Below are 21,394 nucleotides of genomic sequence, written 5' to 3' on the forward strand. Positions count from 1 at the left end.
AAAGCGCTCCTTGCTTCACTTGACGGGATAGATGAGGACTCGTACTTGGCCGTTGTTGATAGCGAGTACTCTGGCGGCGTACATGTAACCTTCACTCATGCAGATCCGCAGGCGTTGGAGGCGCGGGTCTGCGATTCCGCCGGCGATGTTGCCACGCCAGAGTGCATGCACAACGGACTGACCGTTCTGTTCCCCGGATACGATGTCCAGGATGTCGTTGACGTGCAGCTGATCCACAATCTCTTCCTTGGGGGATGCCAACTGCGCACTAAACGACAGCTGATCACACACCTCAGGCGTTTCAATCGTCGGGCCTTGGGGCCCTCCAGTACCGGACATGAGCATTTCCTTTTGCTAAGCGAGGGTCATAGCAATATCACGAGGTGATATCCAATTGCTATCAGTCTCGCCGGTTGATTTGACCAATTGATATTTCACCTTAGTGGGGAAATATCAGATCTTTTCGCAACATCGTTCCGGCAATCGCAGCGGGCTTGAAGTCCACAATACCAGCTTCTCCCAGAGGCCCAGTCGCTTGCAATGGCGGTTCGAGAGTGTAGGTTTCTCCCGTACTACTGAGCTGAATTTCATCGAAGTAAACATCGCGAGTGTTGTTGACCTTGGCGACTTGGCGCCCGAGCAAACGACTGCCTTTCGGAATGGTGATGTTCTCGAAGTTGTCGTAGACGTTCTGGTAAACCATTGCCGATACTTGATCAGGATCGACACGCTCCAGCGTCAGATTGATGAAGGTTCCCTGCGTCAGTTCATACGGTTGAGGTTGGTGTAATTGAGCTTTGATCGCCGTGTCATTGACCAGTTGCTGAGCCGAGGCAGAACCCGAAAGAATCAGCACCTGAACCATTGCCAATACGGCAGTCAGCTTTTTAAAACGCATAGTTATCTCCAGTGCTTCAATGTAGAAATGATTCAGAAACCCAGCCGTACGTGCCCGGACTGTCCAGTTCAAGCGCATGCAAAATCTGGTGGAGCACTGCTGCGCAGGTGGCACTCATACAAGCTCCACTCCCAGCTTTCTAAACGCACCTATTAGCCGGTTGCGATAACGAACCTGCTTGTCTTTCTGGGTGTGATTAAAGGTTTCGAAGCCTTGGGGGAAGAAGTTGGCCATATTTTTAAAGACGCCCTTTTTGTACCGGATTGAGGAGCTCAACTTCTCTACGAATTGTGAAAACTCTTCCTCGCTCGACACGTGCGATTTCATTAATAGCCCTGCACGCCCTGAGCTTTGATCACCTTCGATTTCCTTACGCTGGGTCTCGAAGCAGAAGTAGTCCACATTGGCGATCTGGATGCGCAGCACCAATAGGCCGCGCAACTGATTGGTGCCTCGGTCGAGGTAGACCCAGCTGCGTACATCACTGGGAATCTTCGAGTTCTCGATGGGAGCCAGCACAAGTACTTTGGCTGGCTCACTCGAGTTGAACCCATCAGTGGGGGTATACCAATCCAAGCGCGTGATTTTGTTCTTCTCGCATTTTTTCAGAGATGCGAAAGCGTTCCAGATATCACGCAGAAACCCGTGAGACTCCAACTTGGCTTCTGCAACGTGCTCTGCCTTGCCGACGTTCTTGCCGGAACCGACACCGTCGCCGTCTGCCAGGGAGTCAGGCCTTGGTGGATTTGGGCCAAGCCTCCCTTTATCTGTGGGAACAATTTTTTTGGTTTTGACAACCTTCCTCCTCTTCCCCAATGCCTTGAAGGGTGGAGCTTTGACGATCGTGATTTCTGAGTGCTTGTCAGGTTCAACATAAGACTGTTCCTGAAGAAACTCTTCAGCATGCGCAGATCTTAACGGACGTGGCATGACCAATCTCCCAGCACCCTCCTTCCCATCGGTAGAGTCAAATTTTAAAGCTTGCCACTGAATGTCTTCCCCGATGGGTTCGCTGGAGCCCACTAAATCGAGGCAAAGAAATGTTTTGCCGCCGTTAATCCACTTCCCTCGGCACTCTAGCGTTCCAGGGCCGGTAAACCACGGTTCCGCTTCCAAGTTCACCTTTTGTAGCGGGGATCGGGAAGCAAACTGTGAATTGATTTTCTTTGTGCGCATCTCGGTGTAGCTGTCATACATAAGATGAGCCAAATACACGGCATCGTAGTTACGCATTCTGCGAGACGGCTTGACCAGCCACTGGTGAGCAGAAGGTCGCGGGTCTTCATAAAGCACGTCCATCACGTCTGACCATTTGAGAGTGGTCAATGCCCGGCAGACATCCATGTTCCTAGCATAGGCTCTAGCAAAATAGTCAACGCAAGAAACCAGCAGATTGCCTTTTGGCAGCTTGAAGTTGATCAGTTTCATGCTGTCTCGCTCGCCGTAATGCAGGGGGTAATCCTGATCAGCGAAGATGTGGCCCATACCCATCTGATTGAGCTCCAACCGAGATGTCAGACTCCAGCCTTCCGGAGAGAAATCCACATCGAATTTTCTCTCTTGCATCAATGTGTCCGACACACATTTACCCCGCCTCCAGATCGTTCCGATCCGATAGTGAGGAATGGTGCTCAGTGGCAGACTCACAAATTGGCCTGCCGAGGGAACGTTCTTTTTCAAGGAACGGAAATACACATCCACAAGAGGCATGGAGCGGGCACGAATGTTGTGCCGGATTTGGGCATACGACCAGACGATGTAATTACCGCTAAGGCGCGCCACGCCAGAGTCGGGATGAGTCAAATCGGATCGTGGATAGGAGAACTCAACACGTTTAACTGGCCCCACCTTACAGCCCCTTAGTCTGAAAATTCCGCTCTTAATCCTGCATAAAACCGCCTACCTCAAGCGGACGGCGTTATGCAGGGCTAGGTGAAACATTGAGGTCTGGGACTAAGCCCAATGTACTTTTCCGTGACGAATCCAAAAGTGAGACTTGCAGCCGCTTTTTAGCCATACGGAAGGGTGGAGAGAGGGATGACCGTGCTTATCAAGTTCGCAATCCCATCTGGGCCGGGCTTCCTCGATCAACAAGAGTTCAATAGTGTGTCCACAACCGCAGGGGCATTTGAATCCCACACACCAGTCCTCTTGCCCATCTCTGGCCAAAACGAGTGATCGCATCGGCATTTTTGCTGGCAACGAATCCCCCTCGATCACCACGAGCGTTCTCGCCGGAAGCAATGGGTCTAGCTTGCTCACAACGTACTGAAATAATTTTTTCAGCATGGTGTCCTCGCACTCAGGTCAGGAAGGCCGAGCAGCGGCTCTTTGCAGCTCTGGGCTAGCTGCGACTTCGGGCTAGGGGAGTAGGCTGTTTCGTTGAAGTAGTCCTCCTCACAGCCTGATAATGTAAAAATAGTGCGCGCATACTTGCCGTTCTTATCTTCTCGATATGGGAAGGCTCGCGCGATGAATTCAGATACGCACGCTGATGCTGCACGCATGTTGAGCGTGATCACGGCAGGCGCTTCCTCCTGCATACCGGTGATGTATCCGCGCTCCACTTGATCCTTGTGCGCTTGCGGATCCACCTGATGAAGATATTCGGCTAGCAACGTTTGAGGGGTGTACACGCCGCGATCACCCAGTGACGAGCCACCGGGTTTCACATAATCAATCCGGCCGACCACGTCCGTGATGATCCAGTGATCATCACCATCTTTACGAGTAGGAATCTTCACTCCCACGTCAAACAGCGGAATAAGGAACGTCGTGGATATCAGATCCGCGACCATCCGCGCCTGGTGAGTGTCGACGCAGCAGAAAATGACATCGGCGCCTGCGGCTGCGAGAACCGCTTCACGTGTCAGGATGGAGGCGTTGATTGATTTGGTGAACGGTACCGCGCGAATACGGTTGATGGCTTGCGCGAACATTTCCACCTTTGGTCGACCCGCCAGAGCATCTTGAAGTGTGGCATTCAGAATCCGGTTGAGGTTCTTCTCTTCAAGCTGATCGTGATCAATGAGGATGACCTCGCCGAAACCAAGTCTTGCGACCTGTTCGGCCACGATTGAGCCAGTGCCAGAGACCCCAATGACGACAGCGCTCAGCCGACTCAGGGCTGCTGTCATGCCGGAGGTAAAGGCGACCACGGGTTGAGATGGCGGAGGGACAGATCCCCACCAGTATTTAAGGTCATCGCCTGCAACCGTGACTAGAGCGATCGGTGTGCAGTGGTTTTGCGGGTCGTAGACCCGAGCGCGCATCGCGCCACTTGGCACCATGATTGCTGAGCCATGAATGGCGTCAACGCCTTGAATTAAACACGGTATGGTTTTGGCATCGCTTTGGTCATCTACCTCGGAAAACTCGAAGTAGCTGCCAGGATGGGAGTGAACCAAGATAATTGAATGGGATTCACTCTCTGCAAGGTCGATGGCTTGTTCGAGATACCGGCCAGGCCAGCTTATGTAGTCAGCGTCACGCCGTTCGCATTCGGCGTAGGGTACGGTTATCAGGTGCTTTGAGAGCAGTTTCAGGTGCTCTCCCTCAAAGCGCGTGCACACGAGTATGGCGGCGGCTTCTAGGCCATCGCCCGGGAACAAATGTTCCCGAAGCGAGGCATGAATCTCCTCCGTCAGCACAAGACGAGAGTCGATACTCATTCACCGATCTCCTTGAGGAGGCAGCCCTCAACCAGTGCTAAATGAGTAATGACGTTGTCGGTAGCTGGATTCCATGGATGTGCACTGCGATGACGAGACCACCGCTGGAAAGACATACCATCGATAACCACTGTGTAATCCGCGCACGGGATGGCGACGCCACTGGTGAGGCCGACGGCTGGATACAGGTAGAACATGTCGATCTCTGTGGAGGGATACCCAGCCGGGATTTGGAGTGCCAGCCGCACGTGCTGATGGGTATAGCCCTGCGGCAAGGGGTAATCATTGATTACTAACCAACGATTCCCCTCCGGGGTCAAGCACGCTTCCCAGTGACCCGCAGTCCGATCCAGATGCTGCTCATCGACAGGGAGCAGACTGAAGAAGCGACGTGGCGGCACAGGTACCTCACCATTGCCCACATCCTTGGGTGTCAGGCGCAGTTTTTCGATGCCCGGTGTCCGCAAGTCGATGATGTCGTCGAGCGTTTTCTCCACCTTTGGTTGACTCTCGACTTTGAAGTAGATGTGCCAACCTTCATTTGGATTCATGCCTGCGCGTACTACGGCGTCGCGTACCGATATCGTTGGAGTATCGATCTCAAGGACGACCCCTTGAACGTTGAGCTTCCACACTGCTTTGCGAGTAACGAAGCGCTCAATGCCGGACTTATCCAAGTTGACGAAGTCGGTGGCTTGAATTTCCAAGTCGGCTTCATCCTCACGCTCCAGCAGCAGGCGTTTGTTATCACCTACCTCTGCCAGTTTGCGAACCTGATAGCCGGTGATTTGCTCGAACGGCCATTCCAGACGAGCGCCATCTACTGTGAGAAAGTAGGCGCGATCCGTCTCCGCTACCAGGAAGCGGGTGGGGTCTTGGGTGAGCGTGACGATCTCATCAGGACGGATGTCTTCCATGGCCCCGGAAGCCAGCAGCTGCAAGACGATGGCCAGTTGATCCGGTTTAAAGCCAGCCGCCGCCGCAATCTGCGCGCCAGTGGGAGTTTGATCCTCGATGGTTACCTTGCGGAAGTCGAGGTTCTTGCCAGCCACTTCAATTACGAAGCCGCTGTGATGGTTTTGGGAGGTAACTTGCATGGTTTGTTTCTCCAAACGGTTGCCCCAGAGGGCGGTTAATGACCTCAAACGAAGCCATTTCTTTTCACGTCGGAGGGAACACGATCAGTACTTGACCGATCGGCAGCGCACGAAGATACTCATCCAGCACAGACGTATTCGTGTTTGAGCTAAGGCGCAACTGCAATTGCGCTTTAGCTTTCCTTCCTTCGATGTGCTTCCTTCAAATTCCTTTTCATACTGCTTCCTAAGCCTGTATGACGCGCTTTCTGCGTGCCTTATTTTGTTAGATCGATCACATCTGCTTGTGGGGCGTAGCGTTTGACTGCCGCGAGCCCTGCCTCACGAGCTTGTACGGTTTCGTAAAGCTCGCTCTGCCCTATGATTCGGTTGTTGGCTGCTTTCAAATGAAAGAACGGTTTCTCCCCCTTGGTCGCGGCCCTTCCATAGAACCTGTCGTACGGAGCATGCTCGCGGCACGAACCGATACCGTTTTCACATCCGGCCAGCGTTTTGTAGCTTTCGCTGTACATGATGATTTCTCCATTCGGGGCCTTCAGGTGAAAGTACCTTTCTTCGTTTGTGGCCCATTTGATTTCATAGCGAGCTTTCATTTTCCCTCCTGGGCTCCTGATTTCCATCTCGATAAATGAATCCGTTTAACAGTGACCAAAAAAAATGGCCTGAGCAAAAGCTTAGACCATTTTTCTGGTTAACGGAAGCCCTTTAATCAGATTTGCCAGCGACCTGGTACACAAATTCCTTGCCACCGGTATCGGCAGCCTCTTCAACCCTTAACAGAAAACCTTCTTCTGCGAGGCGCTTAAGGCGAGTGCTGGCGTTCTGAACGCTGATGTTGAGTTCTTCAGCGACTTTGGCTGTTGTGGTCGAGCGGTGGCTTATCACCATGTCCAGCAATGCCTTGCTGGAGGCGGTTGGCCTTGGTCCGGCAAACCGGCATTGGCCGTTCACCCAGCACGTAAGGTGCTGCTCCGCAGAAACTGCCGCGCCATCAAGGTTGGCGAAGATGTCTTCATCTTGGAAGTTAAAAGCGAAAAAAGTAATTTCCTTACTGTATCGCTTGACGGTGTAAATTAATGACTCTCGGAGAAAGGAAATATCAGCAGCGGCTAATTCAGAAAACGATATACCAATAGTAGAGGCATCTTTAATTTTATCAATGCGATTCAATAATTTGGTATAAGTTTCCCTGCCCCTAGAAGTTCCATAGGGGTTACTTTCTTCCGTGAAGTCCCGCAGGGCTATGATGTAAGTTTTCTCGTTCATGGCGCGAGTTTAAGCAGAGATTGGGTTTTTGTCAAGCTGAATTCAAATACAATGTGAGTTCCGATCAGTTTTGGTAAATTCAATGCCCAACTCTTTTTCTCAAGAACACCTGCTTTGTATTCGAGAGTAACGGAGAAGTTTTCTTGCCTAATTTTAATAGTCGCATTTAATTTCTCTGCTTCGGAATGACTGTTATGTAATCCGGCGCCACCCCCCGTGGTTCGACTACTGAGTCCGCCTTTCAAAATAGCGTGAAGAATAAGTTTTGGATTGGAGACTGGAAGTGATGGATCGAATTTCTTGGCAAGCTCAGGTAGTCGTTCGCTAATGGCAGGACGAAGCGTTTCACAGATGCCCATACCGGAGTCCGATATAACAGTAATTACTTTGGGTCTTTGATCTGCACTTCCGTAGCACTGAAGTCCCGCAAAGCCCGGGATCGGAGTAGCGGAGTGCTCCTCGACATTTCCTACGAATTCAGCCACGACTGTAAATAGCTTGCTGGAATGATTTTCGCCGAACGCCTTGATAAAGCTAGTTTTGATCCGCTCTGGAACATTAACACTTCTATCCCCATATGCAGTAATTTCCATAAGCTCAACCAAGCCGACATTATTGGCATTATATAGTTGGGCTGCTGAACGTGACGGCTTTTTTGGAAGTACTTTAATGCTCGGATCCAATCTATCGATAAACCCTGCGCGGTTCAAATAAGAAAGCGCTAACTTATTCTCGGAGAAGTCGAGCTCTACCTTTTTCTTTGCAGCCGCAAGCTGGTTAGCTATCGCAAGTATCTTCGCCGCCGCGCAAAGAAGGATCTTTCGTTCGGCAGGTATTTTGATTGTGACATGGCCGTGATCCGCATCTAACGGCGAGCCCGCTTTGCTCAGAGCTTTTTCGAAGTGCGTTTCCGTAAGCCAAGTCCCTCCGCAATTAAGCTCCAGAACGAAACTTGCGCTTTTAATAATCGACCAGCCAAATGTTTCGGGGTCTTGGATAAATACTTCTAGGTTTTCGTGGAGGTGATGTGATACGGCTTTACGCTCAAGATCCAATTGGCTGGCTATTTCTCGTGCTTTCAATCCTGATGACTTGCTGAGTAGCTGAATAATCCTTTTCTGCATAACTGGCTCGAGATCTTACATAAATGGCAACGTCTGTTTTCCAGTGTCGCTTTTGAGCCTATCGGAGATTTTTGAGATCGCGGCTAGTATGGGGAGCCATGACCTACGGACCTACGCTCGGCGTAAAAAACCACGGGAGATACGCATGTCCCGTGGGATGTGGGTGCAAAATGCTACTACGAATGATGGCCTCGGTGGGGTGTTCCAGACGATCCGCATGAAGGAGTTCCTCAAAAACGAGAGTATCAATGGATAGGCATGGCAGAGTTGCCCCGTACATAAGGAAAATCAGCAGTTCAGACCTTCAGCCACTTGAATCAGCATTTCCTCCACAAGATTGGTTCCCAGGCTAGTAGAAAGCAGCTCACTTGGACTTTCACCCGAAAAGCGAAATTTGGGTTTGGACAGCCAGTGGCGGGCCTTTTCAGTGTCACCGAATACCGCTATAGCCATCGCGATAACGTGTACCGCACGATACATTCGATCACTTTCGTCGGCTCTCAAGCGCTGGTTGTTGGCTAGGCGCGTTTTGAGGGTTCGATAGGGGATGACCCTATCACGCTCGACCGGGGTCATGATTCCCTTATCGCAAAGGGCTTGGAGACTACTGGCGGAAAAACCAGACTCGATCAACTCGTGAATGGCTTGAACTGAAGCGTCGGTTGGAATCTGGAGATGGGTTTCTAGCCAGAGCCTGTAAGGCCGGTATTCGTCGCTTCGTAAAGTCACGGACGATGAGTCACGAATTGTGGGGTTGCGCAAGGGTTGCAACGTTATTACGCCATTGACCACTTCGATGATCAACTCATCGCCGATGGTCAAACCGTATTGCGCAAGAAGTTCAGGCGGTAAACTGACTATCCCTTTATCACCACCATCGTTCGTGTTCTTGAGTCTAACCCTCCAGCGCTCACCTTCACTCATGATTTGCGGCCCTCACGTTGAGATTAGAGTGTCGTCAGTATGCTCGTGTGAAATGCAGTACGCACGGAAGTGAACAACGGGGGCAGGGTCATAGGGGGGGCGCCCATCACCACCGAAAAGGTCAGAGAGCTTCGGGCTGGGCGCTGATCCCTTTGGAAGGAAGCGACGATGGGATCCTCGGCGCTTCTGGTACTGGGTTGGTATGCAATTCCCACCATAGACTCAAGTGATTCTTGCGCAAAGGCTCAGGAGTGCGCTCTAGGCATCATTGGTGATGCCTCCCGAATACATGGAAATCGTGTTGATGGGTGCCAAACTGTATTTGTCCGGATTGGCTGTCCCCTCCTTTACCTGGCGATCATTCGCTCAGCCAATCGCTGTGCACGTTCTGCTGGCCGTTGCGCGAGTCCTCGTCTGAGTGTCAATTGCAGAGTGGTGATGTCCTCTCGACACGTTGCGCTGCGCTATACACCTTAAGCTGGCGCCAGCCTAGCTTTCGCAAAATCCACCTAATACACTCCACTTAGAGCTACTAGGTCAGCGACTGAATCGTCGCTGGCCTTAGGGCTTCGGATACCCTGTCGCCAGGTCAGGGGCAATCGATACCCGAAGGGTTTGCTACGTAGGAAGTTGCGATGGATCAAGATTTAATGAATGCATGGAAGGGGCTTGCTGACTACGGCGATAATCTTGACTTCGTCACTAAGCAGCTGATGGCTTTGTTTCCAGATTCCCTTGGATGGTTGGCTTGGCAGGACGTTATCTTCCGTGCCCAAAAAGACTATTGTTCGCCCGGGGATGTCTCTTCTGATTTGCGTCTTCAGATTGCTGAACACTGGCTCGAGCTTGCGAAGGCTGGTTGCCTGGATGTGCAAATCGATCCCTCCAAGGGTCTGGTGGTAAGGGAAAAACCTTCGGATGCAGCGCAAAGATTGCAGCGTAAGGATTTGGAAAAGGTTCTGTTCAAACTCCTCGAGCGTCTGCCGGATGAGCGATGGCTGCCGTATCAAGATATTTTCGCTGCTTTAGATGCAATGACAGGACAGTCGCTTAGGGACTATCTCGATGAATTCGGCGATCTAGTGAATCACCTTACGGAGAGACGCTACATTGTCTGGAACGATATGAGCGGGCGGAAACTTCCTCGCTTCCGCAAAGGGTTGGATTTCGATGAATGGAGTAGAGTGATGTCTAAGCCACCAGCACCTGCACAGGCAGGTCACGTTTTTAATTTCAATGCTCCCGTTGGTGCTGTGCAGTCAGGGGACTACGCCGTTGCTAACGTTCAGCAAACGGCTGGTTCAAGTGATTACGGCGTATTGATAGGCGCGCTTAAAGCGGCTCAAGCAGAGTTTGCTGCCGCAGAGATTTCCTCGGGTGACCGGGAAGAGGCGCGGGAACACCTTCAAGTTGTTATCGAAGAAATTCAGAAGGAAAAGCCCAATCGTCTCAGCCTGAAATCATTGCTATCAGGTGTTGCTGCAACGGTCCAGACTCTCGGCTCCAGTTCTGAGGCATATAAGGCAGTAGTCGCAGCCTTGAGCGTGCTGGGGGTCTCCTGATAACTAAAGTCTCCCCCCAAGCGATCCGAAGATTATCCCGGACATAAGAACACCGAAGCAATGCGCATGATGACGTGTATACACTCAACAGCACATCATTCACATATAGCCACTATGCAAAACTCGAAGGATCGAATGAGTAAAGCAAATCTTAAGCCCTCTCGAGGAGAGCTGGTCAAGAACCTTGATCACTATCGGTTAACCCAAAACAGTCAGATGAGTGAGCTAGAATTCGAAGTTCTCACGTCAGTTTGTTTCGATGCAGATCGCGTAATACGGATCGTCTCGAAGACGGCTCTTGTGGACGTGCCGCAGCCATTAAAGGTTACTCTGCTCCCACACCTGTCACTTGACCCAAGCCCGATACCGATGGCTACCATGGTTGGAGATAGGGAGGCCTACCGCATATCAATACCCATTTCCTTCATACAGAAGCTGATAGCGGTCGCACCAACGCGTGATGGGATGCAACCTGCGGTGGTATCCGATTACTTCTGTCAGTCGGCTCTGGTCGCCGTTCTCGCTGCCTATGCTCACGAGCTAACCCATGTTTTTATTGGCCATTTGCCTACAAAGTCATCGATCGCTCAGGAAAGCCATGCTGACTATATCGGCGGAGGCTTGATATGGAGGTGGTTACGACGCCCCGATATCCAAAAAATTTGCAATGTACGACCACAGATAGTGGAATCTGCATGCGCTTTTGGCTTCCTACACTTGCTATCAATTTTGAATGATACGGACCACGACGAGAGCATCTATTTGCCTCGGGCTGCTCGTCTCCAAGTTTACGGTGGAGCAGCGGCATTTTGTGCTGATCAGACTGTCGGAGTTGGCTACGGAAATCTCATGCTGAAAGCAATGATGGGTCTTCCAGCATGTCCGGACCTCGACTTCCGGTCAGCTCATATAGAAAAGGCTTACCAATATTTGATGTCACAGACTACTGAGGAGATGATAGACAAAACAGTCTCAGCTTTAGATAAGGTTCCAGAAGAAAAACGTCATTGGTATGACGCTTCCGTGCATCTCAAACCGATCAAAAGATTTTTGCAGCGTATTTTAAAAAGGGATTCAAGATAGTCTCTTAGGCAATACCTCAAAAAGGCGTGCCTTTTGTTCGCTAGTGGCAGCTAGCGACCCTATGCACTCAGAAGTATGCGTACGTTTTTTGGCCGTTCTCTTTCGGTTGTCACTGTGGTGCCTGCTGGCCAAGTCGAACGCAAGCGGTTGGTCAGCAGGGAGACAATTGGCTGGCCAGAGTCAATCCGAATGAGTGGTCACGTGGAATGCAATTTCTCACTCTCCAAAGAGTCCATTTTTCCCGAATCAATCGGGACTCATTCATGAATGAGGGGAGCGGGGCGCTAGATGATGCCTATAACTGCCGTAGTCGCATGATGGCGCCTGTGATGCTTTGAGCATTCGTATCCAGCGTTTCCATGGCCGCAATTGCGTTAGTGGCGACAATCCCCATTCCATTCTCGGAGAGCCACTTGGTCACCTCCTCAATTGCCGCACATATGGAGTGCTGGTTGTGCAGGAGCAGTGTGAGAGCGTCCGCTGTGGCTATGTTGGCTTCAGAATTATCTGGCATGGGTATCGTCCTTGAGTAACTGGTGCAGGAAGACTAGCTGAACTCGCCGCTGGCTGGAGCTACTACTCCAGATACGCTGGCACTAGTGGTAATTGCACTGACTTGATCACCCATTTGCAATCGAGCTAACCAGCCATTTGCACCGGACTTTACCCACACCCTTAGCAGACATGACCGGCAGTGAGCGGCTGTGGATTTAGCCGGTCGGAGCACACAAACACTTCAATATGATGACCTCAATGGTCGTGCCTTCACTTTGCCTTGGGTGAAGTTGCGGTCACTATTGTTGACGGCTTTGAACTTGCTGCCATCAATGGCGATGATCGATTGAGAGAAGAGATAGAGGTTGCGGCAAAGCACTACGAACTGGCGACAGACGTTACGAATAGCTTTGCCGTGGTCCTTGCGAAAATCGGCAATGGTTTGAAGTCCGGGGCCAAACGCCCCGTAGGCCACTTTAACTCGACGTTGCGCTCCGCCTCACGCTCAAGCCGGCGGCTGGATTGAATTCATATCTCCTTCGAACGGAGCTGCGAAGCGCTTTCAGACTAGCCTGTCGCGACGGTAGGCACTTGATACCGCGGAGAGTAAAGAGTCCAGCTCGGCATTTGTTGCAAACCGGGCTTCAAACTCGCCGGCCTGTCCGTCGAACATGAACTCCGCACACTGGCATTCCTCTTCAGCCTCGTCGCAGTTGCTGCAGAGCGGGTTGCAAGCGTCGATAAGCGCGTCGATAGGGTCATCATCCAGCGAATAAGCAGCCCCGCCATCCATTTCCCCCATGCCTCCTCGGGCGAATTCAACCACGTCCTCCTCATCTTGGAATGCCCAGCTACACAGAGCCTGAAGGACCGGAATGAGCACAACGCGGACGTAGTCAAAGCGGAACCCATCGAGGAGGCACAGTATTCTCCCATCGGCCTCAACCAGGCACTCGAAGCTTACTTGGCCATATTTCTGGACCAGGGTTTGGTACCTTTTCGGGTTGATCCGAATGTGCTTCATGGCGTTGTTGACCGCATCTACCAGTGCCATCTTGCCGCCGTGGATGCGGGCACCACAGACTCCGTACTCCCCGTCAAACATCGGAACTAGCATCCCGCGGGACTGGTTCAGGCCAATTGTCTGGCGGATGGCGACGATGTAGTCCACTGCGTGGGCGGCGCAGAGATTCGCGCCGATGACTTGGTGCAGAGTCAGCGCACGGTTGTCAGAGTCACTTTTCAGCTCTTCGAGGACCGGAGTGAGGATGGTGTCTAGGTATTTGAGGTAATCGGAACATGCGCTCCTGCAGGGTTCGGAAATTGGCAGCTCTGGAGCATCCGTCTGGGTGTTCTTGGTCATTGAGGGCCTGTACTAGGGCGTGAAGCCTAATTGGTCAGAAAGCGAGTATACACCTGCACCTGACGCCCTCGGCGGAGGCATAGTTTATTGGCACAGGCTGCCGGGAAGGGCTGGAGTCCAGACGTGTGAAGTCTAACGATCAATGTAAGATTTCAGTAATTAATGCAAATTGCTCCCGGCCTGGACGAGCCACGTCAAACCTCGGCTGGGCCAAGTGCCGCATTGAACCGGAAAAGCACGATATAGACACTCAGAAGAGGGGCTTGAATTCGTTTCGAAACACGCTTCCCGAGAAAGATCTCAACGAGTATGAATCGGTCATACTCCCGAAGCACGCGCCCTGCGAGGCTTATCGGAGTCTACTGGTGTTATGGTAGTCGTCCAAATAGGAGGACATCTTGGACGCGCATACACAGACATTGAGATTGGTGCAGGGTCTAGAGGACTTACTCGACCAGTTTCCCCTTTCTAGCGTAATCAGATCGCACGCGGAGTTAACTGAACAAGCACTTGATGCTTGGTCTGAGCGCCTCGGGGATCTGGGGCATCCGGGGCGCAAATACTGGGATCACCCGGCGGAGTTAATGTACGACAAAGCCGGCGTACTGCTTGGAGCCATGTTTGTGCTTATTCAGGCGGCTATCACCGAGACGGTCTCGATCGTAAAACGGATCTACGAGCTAAACGGACAGACGATACGCAAGGATGCCGTGATGTCGTTGGAGGCAGAGCTTAATCCGAAGTCAGGCCTTAGCTATGTAGCGATCGCAAACGGAGCTGCAAACTTTTATAAACATCGCTTCGAGTGGCCGGAGGACTGGCTTGGAAGCGTGTCATCGCAACAGACAGACACAATCAACCTCGTCCGCGCCGTCGGAATGAGTCCCGAACAGGACTTGGCGGATAACCTGCTCTCCGCGGTCCACGCCATTACGAGAACAAGTGACGACAACCCGAAAGACTTATCAGATCTGGTTGTTGGAAAATGGCGGGCGCGACTTGCGCTGAGCCTTCGCGTTCAGTTCGCGCTGACCCAGTATCCCTAATGTGATAATTGAGCGAGGGGTTAGCGACAGTTCGCCTAGGATGCAGCCGTGTCAGCAGCGCCATATTCCTTCTTTTCATGCACCGATGAACAGTCGTTCGGTTCTGCCGCCGGGTGGACTGGGGGCCGTCAATTTTCCTCCCCGAAAAGTAACCTTTGGTCGTTAGCCGCTAAGGATAGCGGTATGGATGCGAATAATGAGCACAACTATAGATTTAGAGGGTATGACTACCGGATGATTTCAGTCGCATTAATTCCGAAATTCGACAAGTGGAGCTTCTAGGTGTTCGCTGCTCTCTGTTGTTAACACTACTCTCATTTGTTTGGATCAGCAGTGGCATAATAAGATTCTTGTCTCATTAATTTCGAAAGTGTCGCAGCTATTCGAAAGCCTACAGCTGCACTCGCTGTTGTCTAGAAAAGGTTTTTTAAGGGCGGACGCAGAATTACACTTTTAGAATCTGAGTGGAATTCTACTAGATCCAAGGGCGGCACACGCTCGGTATCATATATACGGGCCTTATCAGGCATACCTATAATTGTGAATTGATCCGGATGCTCGGGTAGCGCACCCCAAAAGCATGTCCAAGGGCCAGCCCACGACTGCGCGATTCTAAGGTGACGTATTTTGTTCTGTATATCGAGTGCGATCTCGTCGGATAGTTCTGCAGCAATATCACCTAATAGTTCAATCCCTTCCCGGTAAACTGGCCACCCACGCCGCAGAGCTCGCTCAAGACGCTTTATATGGTCATGGATAAAATCGCGCCTTAGTTCTTGATTTTTTAAACCTTTTTTTAACAGAAAAGCGCAGAGTATGATAATTCCATCTGGGCACCAGTAGCAAGACCTCGCAAGATTCTCGTACCATTGAACATGTATGTTAGCCCATCCTCCGCGTCTCAATAAATAGTAAGCCCCTGCAACTGCACTCATAGGATCGAGGAATTTACTTGAAAACATAGAGCGAGCTTGATTCTGGTAAGCAGATTCGGCGATAGCGTCTGCAGCACGCAATGAATCTCGTGCTAAAAACTCAATGAGATTATCTGCATTCTCTCGGTCACTTGTTATAGTGATGTCAATGTCAATTAGCCTGGTTGATGGCGGTGATATAAGGATCCGCATCTTTCCTGTGGGCAGTGTCGTAAAACGCCATCGAACAAACTCCCCTCCAACTTGAAGCATCCATTGACCATGAGGAAGATTCAGTTCGATTTGCCAACTATCGGACTTTGGTCTTACGTGCTGGACCCCAAGGTCGGCTACCTTCCAATAAGGGGGGGCATCAGCATCGTAAATGGACTGATAGAGACGTAGCCAAATTTCCATACGAGGAAATTTTAAGGAATAGGATGCAATGATGTTTGAGGAGCGGTGGATATAGTGTCGATTTCGGTTCGGTATAGGGTCGACTTTACCACGACCAATCGACACGGTAGCCTCATCGGTGCCGGAAAAATCTACTGACTCGGTTGCTGTCTTGCCGGATGGCCAATATAGTTTGACGTATGCCTTTTTCGTCTTGCGCGGCAAACTTACTGTCCTTTGGTCTTGGTTGGCTAGAGCAAACTCTGCTAGCACAGATCCATCTATGGCCAATACTTTCAAAGGAAGAGCTGGTTCAGCTTCTTCATAAAATTTAATAGGCGTATCGTAAACACTTAGCTTGATGGTCAAAAACTTCATGGATTGATCACCTTGAAGGTCAGCGGATAGACAGGCGGATCCAGTTGTTCATCGGGATGCACCATGCTAGGAAAATCGGCAGACGCTCCAATAGCCCCAACTTCATAAAAGCCAGGTTGCACTTCAACTTGGAATGCCTGATCAGTATGGATCTGAGCTGTCCTTTGGCCTCTAAAGTGCTGCAGGTAGAGCTCATACGACGAACGCTGATCGGGTGGAGAAAGATCAATCCAGACTTTTACTTTGGGTGCGGTCTGCGCGCTGATCAAAGGAATAGATCGACCATTAATCCGGTGGTCTATTGTTTGTGAAGGTAAATTTCCTTGGTTATTAATCAATTCGAAGTCAAGTAGCTTTCTCACAGCTGCCGCCAGTATTTCGCCATCCACTATCCAACGTCGTGACCCAATCTCTTTCACGCCACAATATCCGGACAGTGCCCCAAGAAGAGCTGACGTGAAGCGGGACACATTGCCGCCAGGGCGGGAAAAAGCGAGCTGCCCTTCACCGGTTGCAAACAATGCTGTAACTGATCTTCGAATTGACTCCTTTTCAAGATCGATTGGGGTCAGCGCTGCCGGCTCTGATCCTTGTGTAAATAGCATGTCACGAGGTACTTCGCGGCACGCGTCAATGAAGTAATACAGGGCACCCGCAACCTCTCGTTCAAGGGCACGCATGGTAGTAGTGATGTTAAAACCATTCTCCCAAGGCCTGCGCCTATCCGCGCCGAAATCTTCTGCAAGGAGATAGTGATCAGCGACCATCACGCCGTGTCCACAGAAGTAGAACACGCCCACATTGTCCGGATGACGTTGTACACGCTCTAACCATTCATCAAAGGCGTTCTGTATGCTTGTAAGCGTTGCAGCGGCTAGGAGGTGGTTACCCCCTGGAGTGGTGATCGAAATTGGGGTGTTGCTGGAGCCGAGCGCTGCCACAGAGGCTAACGGCGCCTGCGGGTTTGCCAAGCCCACCACTCTTGGATTGATCGTTGGGGCTAACAACCAGCTCAAAAGCGCTATCAGGGATACTGGGGGTGACTCCAGTTGGCCAAGGCCAAGCGGACGCTCTGCAAGAGGCCCGCTACCGCCCAGGAGGTGCGGGTAGTTGCCGACGCCAATGGCCAGGACATGCGTTCCTGGGCCATCGCCCGTGGCGGTTGAGTACAGTAGGGTCACAGGGCACTCATCCTTTAGTTAGCCGGGCAGCCAGACGTTTGTAGAAACTTGGACGCTGAAAATATCCGCCGTGCGCTCCACCTGCTCCATACCCTGTATCGTAGTGGTAGTCAGATACCCCTCCAAAAATCGGCTCTAGCTGATAGCTGAATGGGTCATTGGTGTCGAACACGTTGAGCCAACGGGAAATCTTGGCGGGACGGGGGAGGCGTCCTTTTGGCGGATCTGGCGGCAGATTCTCCTGGCTAATTCTGAACAGCTTCATTTCTTCGAACAGGCCAACTTGCGAACCGACGGTGATCAGGCAGTCGATCTGCAGGCCTTTAGGAGCGTAATGCGTGGCCAAGTCGTAAATGATCTCTCCGCCAAAGCTGTGAGCAATTACTGTTAGTTGCTGATCACCGTCTCGACGCGCAGCGTCTGCCTTGAGAAGCTCGTCCAATACGATTGAAACAATCCGGCCCTGACCTGTTACCCGTTGAGCAAAGTAGGTGAAGGCATCACCAGTGAAACGAGTGAAGTTAGCGTTGAGTTTCTTGCGCAGCAGCTTTCCAGCGGCATCTGTGGCCTTGTCGGGCACTGCGTGAGCCAGCCTTGACCAGGCTTCCTTAAGCGAGCTGATTATCGCTCCTGCGCCGAACGATTCAACCTGGTTGGCTTTGGTGTGGTGGACCAACTGGTCTACCAGATTGTTGACGGTGGTGGATGGATTCATTACCCAGTCTGGAGTGGAACCTACGGCGTATGTTGAGCTGATTGCGTAAGACTGGGCTAAGGCTTGAGCCTCAGCTTCGGTCTTCGCTCCAGCCATGGCCGACGCATACAGCAGATCAACGATTTCTGGGAAGTGCCGGCGTGCATCATCCAACCTGTCGCCGGTGAGTTGTGGGGATTCTGCCCAGAGCCCAGCTACCCGGCCGCGGGCAACGCCTTCAGCAGTACCGGTTTCCATTCCGCCGAAACTCTCAAATTTGTCATCCGGATTGGGCAGCGCGGCCATGCCCCAAGCAAATTTAGCCCCCGCGTCCCCCCAGTAAGGACTGAAGATTTGAAGTGAAGCTCTGTCGGCACCCAGTGCCGGCGCAACCAGTTCTTTGAGGAAACCGTTGCGGCCAACCTCGCTTTCCCGGTACTCAGCTCCATCACGGTTGTTAACTCCGTGTACGAAAACTATTGGCATAAAGCTGCTCCTTTGCAGATTGTGCATGGTTTCTGCTAGCACTAAAGAAGGCAGCGCGGGTACTACTGATTACGGCGCTGGCGGAGCTCGCAATTTCCCATGGCGATAAGTCGTGGTCATTGGCTTCACAATGCCATCACGGACAATCTAGCCTAAGGAGGCGGCTCTGCACGCTCGGAATTCAAGTATTTGATCGTAACCATCCTCCCCCCCCCCCCGATCACTGATCAGATTTTGGAATTGGTCGAGAGTTACCTGACCGACCTGAGTATTTGGAGGGGGCGAAAAAGTAATCTGCTGTACGTGGTGTCTCAGTGGGGCTATCTGAAAAGATCCACCAGAATATAAAGCGAATAGACCTACATCGAGCTTGGAGAGCACGGCTTGGACGCGATCCGTCTCAAGCGAGGTGAGATATCTGGTGAGTACTGTGAAACATCCTGCCTATCCGGAATACAACCCTTTAATATCTATTGGAGCATTGAGCAGAACTCAATGCCTCCGGGCCGATCTGACGTCACTATCTGGTCGGCATCTAGCCTAAATTTGCGGTAAGAGTTAGCTCAATCAAGGGCTACGTAGTCGCATTAATTTCGAAAAATTCGCATTTATTTCGAAAACCGACACCTGCCACCCACCAGTGCCGGCCCGGAGGCCGAATGGTGCGGTTGACGGAAGGGACGCTGCGGCCAATGGGTTAGCGGTGCACCACTGGCGACTGACTGAATCGCCGCGACCTCCAAAGCTTCACTCTCGGCAAGCGGCGGCAACAGTCCCGGTAGCCTACTAGCTAACAGCGTTTTTCCAGTTCCCGGCGGCCCACTGAACAGCAGGTTATGCGCACCCGCAGCGGCAATCAGCAATGCCCGTTTCGCCGCCACTTGCCCCTGCACTTCATTCAAGTCGGGATAAGGCTTGCTGGCATGCATCAGCCCGTCAGACACATACGGCTCAACCGGTGTATGCCCATTGAAATGCGCCACCGCCTCCAGCAGATGATCCACCGCAATCACCTTCAACCCCGAAGCCAGACACGCCTCCTCGGCATTCGCTCGCGGCACCACCAGCGCACGCCCCGCCTTGCGCGCCGCCAATGCTGCCGGCAACACCCCGCGCACCGCCCTTACTGCGCCGGACAATGCCAACTCACCCAGGCATTCCACATCGTCCAGCGTCAGACACGGCACCTGCACACTCGCCGACAGAATCCCCAAGGCAATCGCCAGATCAAACCGCCCGCCATCCTTGGGCAGATCCGCCGGCGCCAGATTCAAGGTGATCCGCCGCGCCGGAAACTGCAGCCCGGAATTGATGATCGCACTGCGCACCCGATCCTTGCTCTCCTTCACCGCCGCCTCGGGCAGCCCGACCATGGTCAGCGACGGCAGGCCGTTGGCCAGATGGACTTCGACGGTGACAGCGGGGGCTTCCACGCCAATCTGGGCGCGGCTGTGGACGATGGAGAGGGACATGGTCGTTCCTTGAGCTGAATCGGGGGCCGCTTCCTGCGGGTTTTTGAAGGGTAGTCTGGGGAGAGGGCGTTGGTCGGACAGTTTTAAGGGCGAACTTTCACTGGATGTTGCTGAAGGCACTAATCCTCAGGCATAAAAAAACCGCCTGTTTGGCGGTCATTTTTGCGGTACTCAGGTTCCACCACCGGCGAGCCAGCCATCGGGCTCCATTTCCTTGCCATAGGTCGCGGCCACTTTCAGAAAATGCCGCTGACTGGCTGAAACTCTGTCCGGCAAACCGAGTGTCTCGGTACCTGGTTTGGAAACCCGTGCCGGTTGGGTTTTCTGCTTCTTCTGCTTCATAAACACCTCACGTGCCGGGATGCTTGATTCGATCTTATTGGTCGTCCAATGGAAAGACAAGGCGGCCGGTTGTATCAAAATAAAATCCCAGCGTTTGATAGTAAGGGATGGCGCCTGAGTCTGGCTCTTGTACTTCGATTTGCGTGCACCCCAGCTTCCGGGCGTAGAACTCTGTTGTCAGCAATGCCATCGGAGCGATCCAGCCCCGCAAGGTATTTGTCTTGCAGGTGTGCCCCTGCAAAAGGACGATTTTCATGCAGATCGTGCTTCTTCGCGGCGTTGCGTAGCACAGTCCGCACAGTTCTTCTTCGTACCAGAACGCCAAGTCCAGCCCTTTTGCATCTTTGGTCTTCCAGTCCAACACAGCGTCCCATGGATACCCAACGGGGCCGGTCCACTGGTGGAATGCGTTGATTGCTACTGGAGTAATCGGATCGATCCTGAGTGATAGAGCATCAACTCCAGCCGCCAAGGCTTCTGGGTCCATGGACATTGTTTGATGTGCGAGTTTTCGGGATTCAGATTTGAGTGTCTGATTTCGAAGTTCGGTACCTTTGCCTTTTCTTCGCATCGTCTTGTTCTGTGGGATCAATCTGCAGACGATATCGAAGGCATTGATGCTTACGTAATCAGACGTAGGGGACGGTCCTTGTAGGACAGTGCTTGCGTTAGTGAAGGACGTTGGAGATGGCCAGTTCAGATTGTGAGAGGGCGGAGAGGCAATACTTTATACCGGCATGGATGAGGGTTTTGCGCTGCTCTCGATCGTAAATGAGCTTTGACTCCTGAGCGGTACTGAAGGATCCTCACGTTCGGGGACTGCAACTGCGCATTCGTCGGGACTGGGCACCAGTAAAAGCTCCCCCGCATTTTTGGCAGCAGAGAAAGCTGGTTTCTCTGAAGTAATGACGACGGGCTAGCCTGTCGGATTCTGAACCCAAGGCCGTAAAGCCAGGAGCTAAAGAATCGCTGCGACTATTCCTCCGAACAAAAAAAGGCGTC

The 21,394-nt window shown here is 52.1% G+C and carries 20 protein-coding genes and 2 pseudogenes; 3 read left to right on the forward strand and 19 right to left on the reverse strand.

The genetic code is table 11. The features are described 5' to 3' along the window. Positions 1-15: 15 nt before the first annotated feature. The 10 genes from BMY54_RS01695 to BMY54_RS01740 all read right to left on the reverse strand — a co-directional run bounded on the left by BMY54_RS01695 (position 16) and on the right by BMY54_RS01740 (position 8,980). A complete protein-coding gene (locus tag BMY54_RS01695) occupies positions 16-339 on the reverse strand; it encodes a hypothetical protein (protein WP_093429692.1) in 324 nt (107 codons plus the stop codon). 100 nt (positions 340-439) lie between these two features. Next, positions 440-898 carry a TraB/TrbI/VirB10 family type IV secretion system protein gene (locus BMY54_RS01700; RefSeq protein ID WP_093429693.1) on the reverse strand — a complete coding sequence of 153 codons (459 nt, stop codon included), beginning with the start codon at positions 896-898 and terminating at the stop codon, positions 440-442. A 114-nt stretch (positions 899-1,012) separates the two neighbouring features. Beyond that, complete coding sequence (locus tag BMY54_RS01705; protein ID WP_175559541.1) at positions 1,013-2,701, reverse strand: hypothetical protein; 1,689 nt, start codon at positions 2,699-2,701, stop codon at positions 1,013-1,015. 150 nt (positions 2,702-2,851) lie between these two features. After that, positions 2,852-3,187: a ubiquitination-like system serine protease family protein gene (locus BMY54_RS30785; protein WP_093429695.1), complete on the reverse strand. Its 336-nt coding sequence runs from the start codon at positions 3,185-3,187 to the stop codon at positions 2,852-2,854. Beyond that, a complete protein-coding gene (locus BMY54_RS01715; protein ID WP_093429696.1) occupies positions 3,181-4,569 on the reverse strand; it encodes a ThiF family adenylyltransferase in 1,389 nt (462 codons plus the stop codon). Before BMY54_RS01715 ends, BMY54_RS30785 begins: the two co-directional genes overlap by 7 nt. Beyond that, positions 4,566-5,666: a multiubiquitin domain-containing protein gene (locus BMY54_RS01720; RefSeq protein ID WP_093429697.1), complete on the reverse strand. Its 1,101-nt coding sequence runs from the start codon at positions 5,664-5,666 to the stop codon at positions 4,566-4,568. The genes BMY54_RS01715 and BMY54_RS01720 overlap by 4 nt, the downstream gene beginning before the upstream one ends. A 257-nt stretch (positions 5,667-5,923) precedes the next feature. Next, positions 5,924-6,259 carry a YegP family protein gene (locus tag BMY54_RS01725; protein WP_093429698.1) on the reverse strand — a complete coding sequence of 112 codons (336 nt, stop codon included), beginning with the start codon at positions 6,257-6,259 and terminating at the stop codon, positions 5,924-5,926. Between the two features lie 112 nt (positions 6,260-6,371). Then, on the reverse strand, positions 6,372-6,932 hold the full coding sequence (locus BMY54_RS01730) for a winged helix-turn-helix transcriptional regulator (RefSeq protein WP_093429699.1): 561 nt from the start codon (positions 6,930-6,932) through the stop codon (positions 6,372-6,374). Next, entirely contained in the window at positions 6,929-8,056 is a 1,128-nt protein-coding gene (locus BMY54_RS01735) for an ArsR family transcriptional regulator (protein ID WP_093429700.1), read from the reverse strand. The genes BMY54_RS01730 and BMY54_RS01735 overlap by 4 nt, the downstream gene beginning before the upstream one ends. A 288-nt stretch (positions 8,057-8,344) precedes the next feature. Beyond that, a complete protein-coding gene (locus tag BMY54_RS01740) occupies positions 8,345-8,980 on the reverse strand; it encodes an antitoxin Xre/MbcA/ParS toxin-binding domain-containing protein (protein WP_093429701.1) in 636 nt (211 codons plus the stop codon). 635 nt (positions 8,981-9,615) lie between these two features. Here BMY54_RS01740 and BMY54_RS01745 point away from each other — a divergent pair. Together BMY54_RS01745 and BMY54_RS01750 are read left to right on the forward strand one after the other, a co-directional pair. Continuing rightward, positions 9,616-10,542 (forward strand): hypothetical protein, encoded by a 927-nt coding sequence (locus tag BMY54_RS01745; RefSeq protein WP_093429702.1) that lies wholly within the window; start codon positions 9,616-9,618, stop codon positions 10,540-10,542. A 135-nt stretch (positions 10,543-10,677) separates the two neighbouring features. Continuing rightward, entirely contained in the window at positions 10,678-11,625 is a 948-nt protein-coding gene (locus tag BMY54_RS01750) for a hypothetical protein (protein WP_093429703.1), read from the forward strand. A 295-nt stretch (positions 11,626-11,920) separates the two neighbouring features. Here the strand turns inward: BMY54_RS01750 and BMY54_RS01755 are convergent, their stop codons facing one another. From BMY54_RS01755 to BMY54_RS01765, 3 genes and pseudogenes are all read right to left on the reverse strand, one after another. Beyond that, positions 11,921-12,139 carry a hypothetical protein gene (locus BMY54_RS01755; protein WP_093429704.1) on the reverse strand — a complete coding sequence of 73 codons (219 nt, stop codon included), beginning with the start codon at positions 12,137-12,139 and terminating at the stop codon, positions 11,921-11,923. Positions 12,140-12,382: 243 nt separating this feature from the next. Then, a pseudogene (locus BMY54_RS01760) lies at positions 12,383-12,648 on the reverse strand (transposase); the annotation flags it as partial. A 34-nt stretch (positions 12,649-12,682) separates the two neighbouring features. Further along, positions 12,683-13,483, reverse strand: coding sequence for a hypothetical protein (locus BMY54_RS01765; RefSeq protein WP_093429705.1), 801 nt, complete (start codon positions 13,481-13,483; stop codon positions 12,683-12,685). Positions 13,484-13,881: 398 nt separating this feature from the next. Between BMY54_RS01765 and BMY54_RS01770 the strand changes: the two genes are divergently transcribed. Further along, complete coding sequence (locus tag BMY54_RS01770) at positions 13,882-14,529, forward strand: hypothetical protein (protein ID WP_093429706.1); 648 nt, start codon at positions 13,882-13,884, stop codon at positions 14,527-14,529. A 413-nt stretch (positions 14,530-14,942) separates the two neighbouring features. On the opposite strand, the gene BMY54_RS01775 is transcribed toward BMY54_RS01770, so the two are convergent. The 6 genes and pseudogenes from BMY54_RS01775 to BMY54_RS01795 form a co-directional block, all read right to left on the reverse strand. Then, positions 14,943-16,217 (reverse strand): hypothetical protein, encoded by a 1,275-nt coding sequence (locus BMY54_RS01775; protein WP_093429707.1) that lies wholly within the window; start codon positions 16,215-16,217, stop codon positions 14,943-14,945. Beyond that, on the reverse strand, positions 16,214-17,398 hold the full coding sequence (locus BMY54_RS01780; protein ID WP_093429708.1) for a caspase family protein: 1,185 nt from the start codon (positions 17,396-17,398) through the stop codon (positions 16,214-16,216). The genes BMY54_RS01775 and BMY54_RS01780 overlap by 4 nt, the downstream gene beginning before the upstream one ends. A 7-nt stretch (positions 17,399-17,405) precedes the next feature. After that, on the reverse strand, positions 17,406-18,578 hold the full coding sequence (locus BMY54_RS01785) for a hypothetical protein (protein WP_093429709.1): 1,173 nt from the start codon (positions 18,576-18,578) through the stop codon (positions 17,406-17,408). 620 nt (positions 18,579-19,198) lie between these two features. Further along, positions 19,199-20,050, reverse strand: a pseudogene (locus tag BMY54_RS01790) (YifB family Mg chelatase-like AAA ATPase); the annotation flags it as partial. A gap of 171 nt (positions 20,051-20,221) precedes the next feature. Beyond that, entirely contained in the window at positions 20,222-20,392 is a 171-nt protein-coding gene (locus BMY54_RS30535; RefSeq protein ID WP_167351291.1) for a hypothetical protein, read from the reverse strand. A gap of 34 nt (positions 20,393-20,426) precedes the next feature. After that, positions 20,427-20,879 carry an N-acetyltransferase gene (locus BMY54_RS01795; RefSeq protein ID WP_224794712.1) on the reverse strand — a complete coding sequence of 151 codons (453 nt, stop codon included), beginning with the start codon at positions 20,877-20,879 and terminating at the stop codon, positions 20,427-20,429. Positions 20,880-21,394 lie beyond the last annotated feature (515 nt).

Origin of the sequence: Pseudomonas sp. ok266, assembly GCF_900110195.1 — a bacterium.
In the GTDB taxonomy this organism is placed as follows: Bacteria; Pseudomonadota; Gammaproteobacteria; order Pseudomonadales; family Pseudomonadaceae; genus Aquipseudomonas; species Aquipseudomonas neuropathica.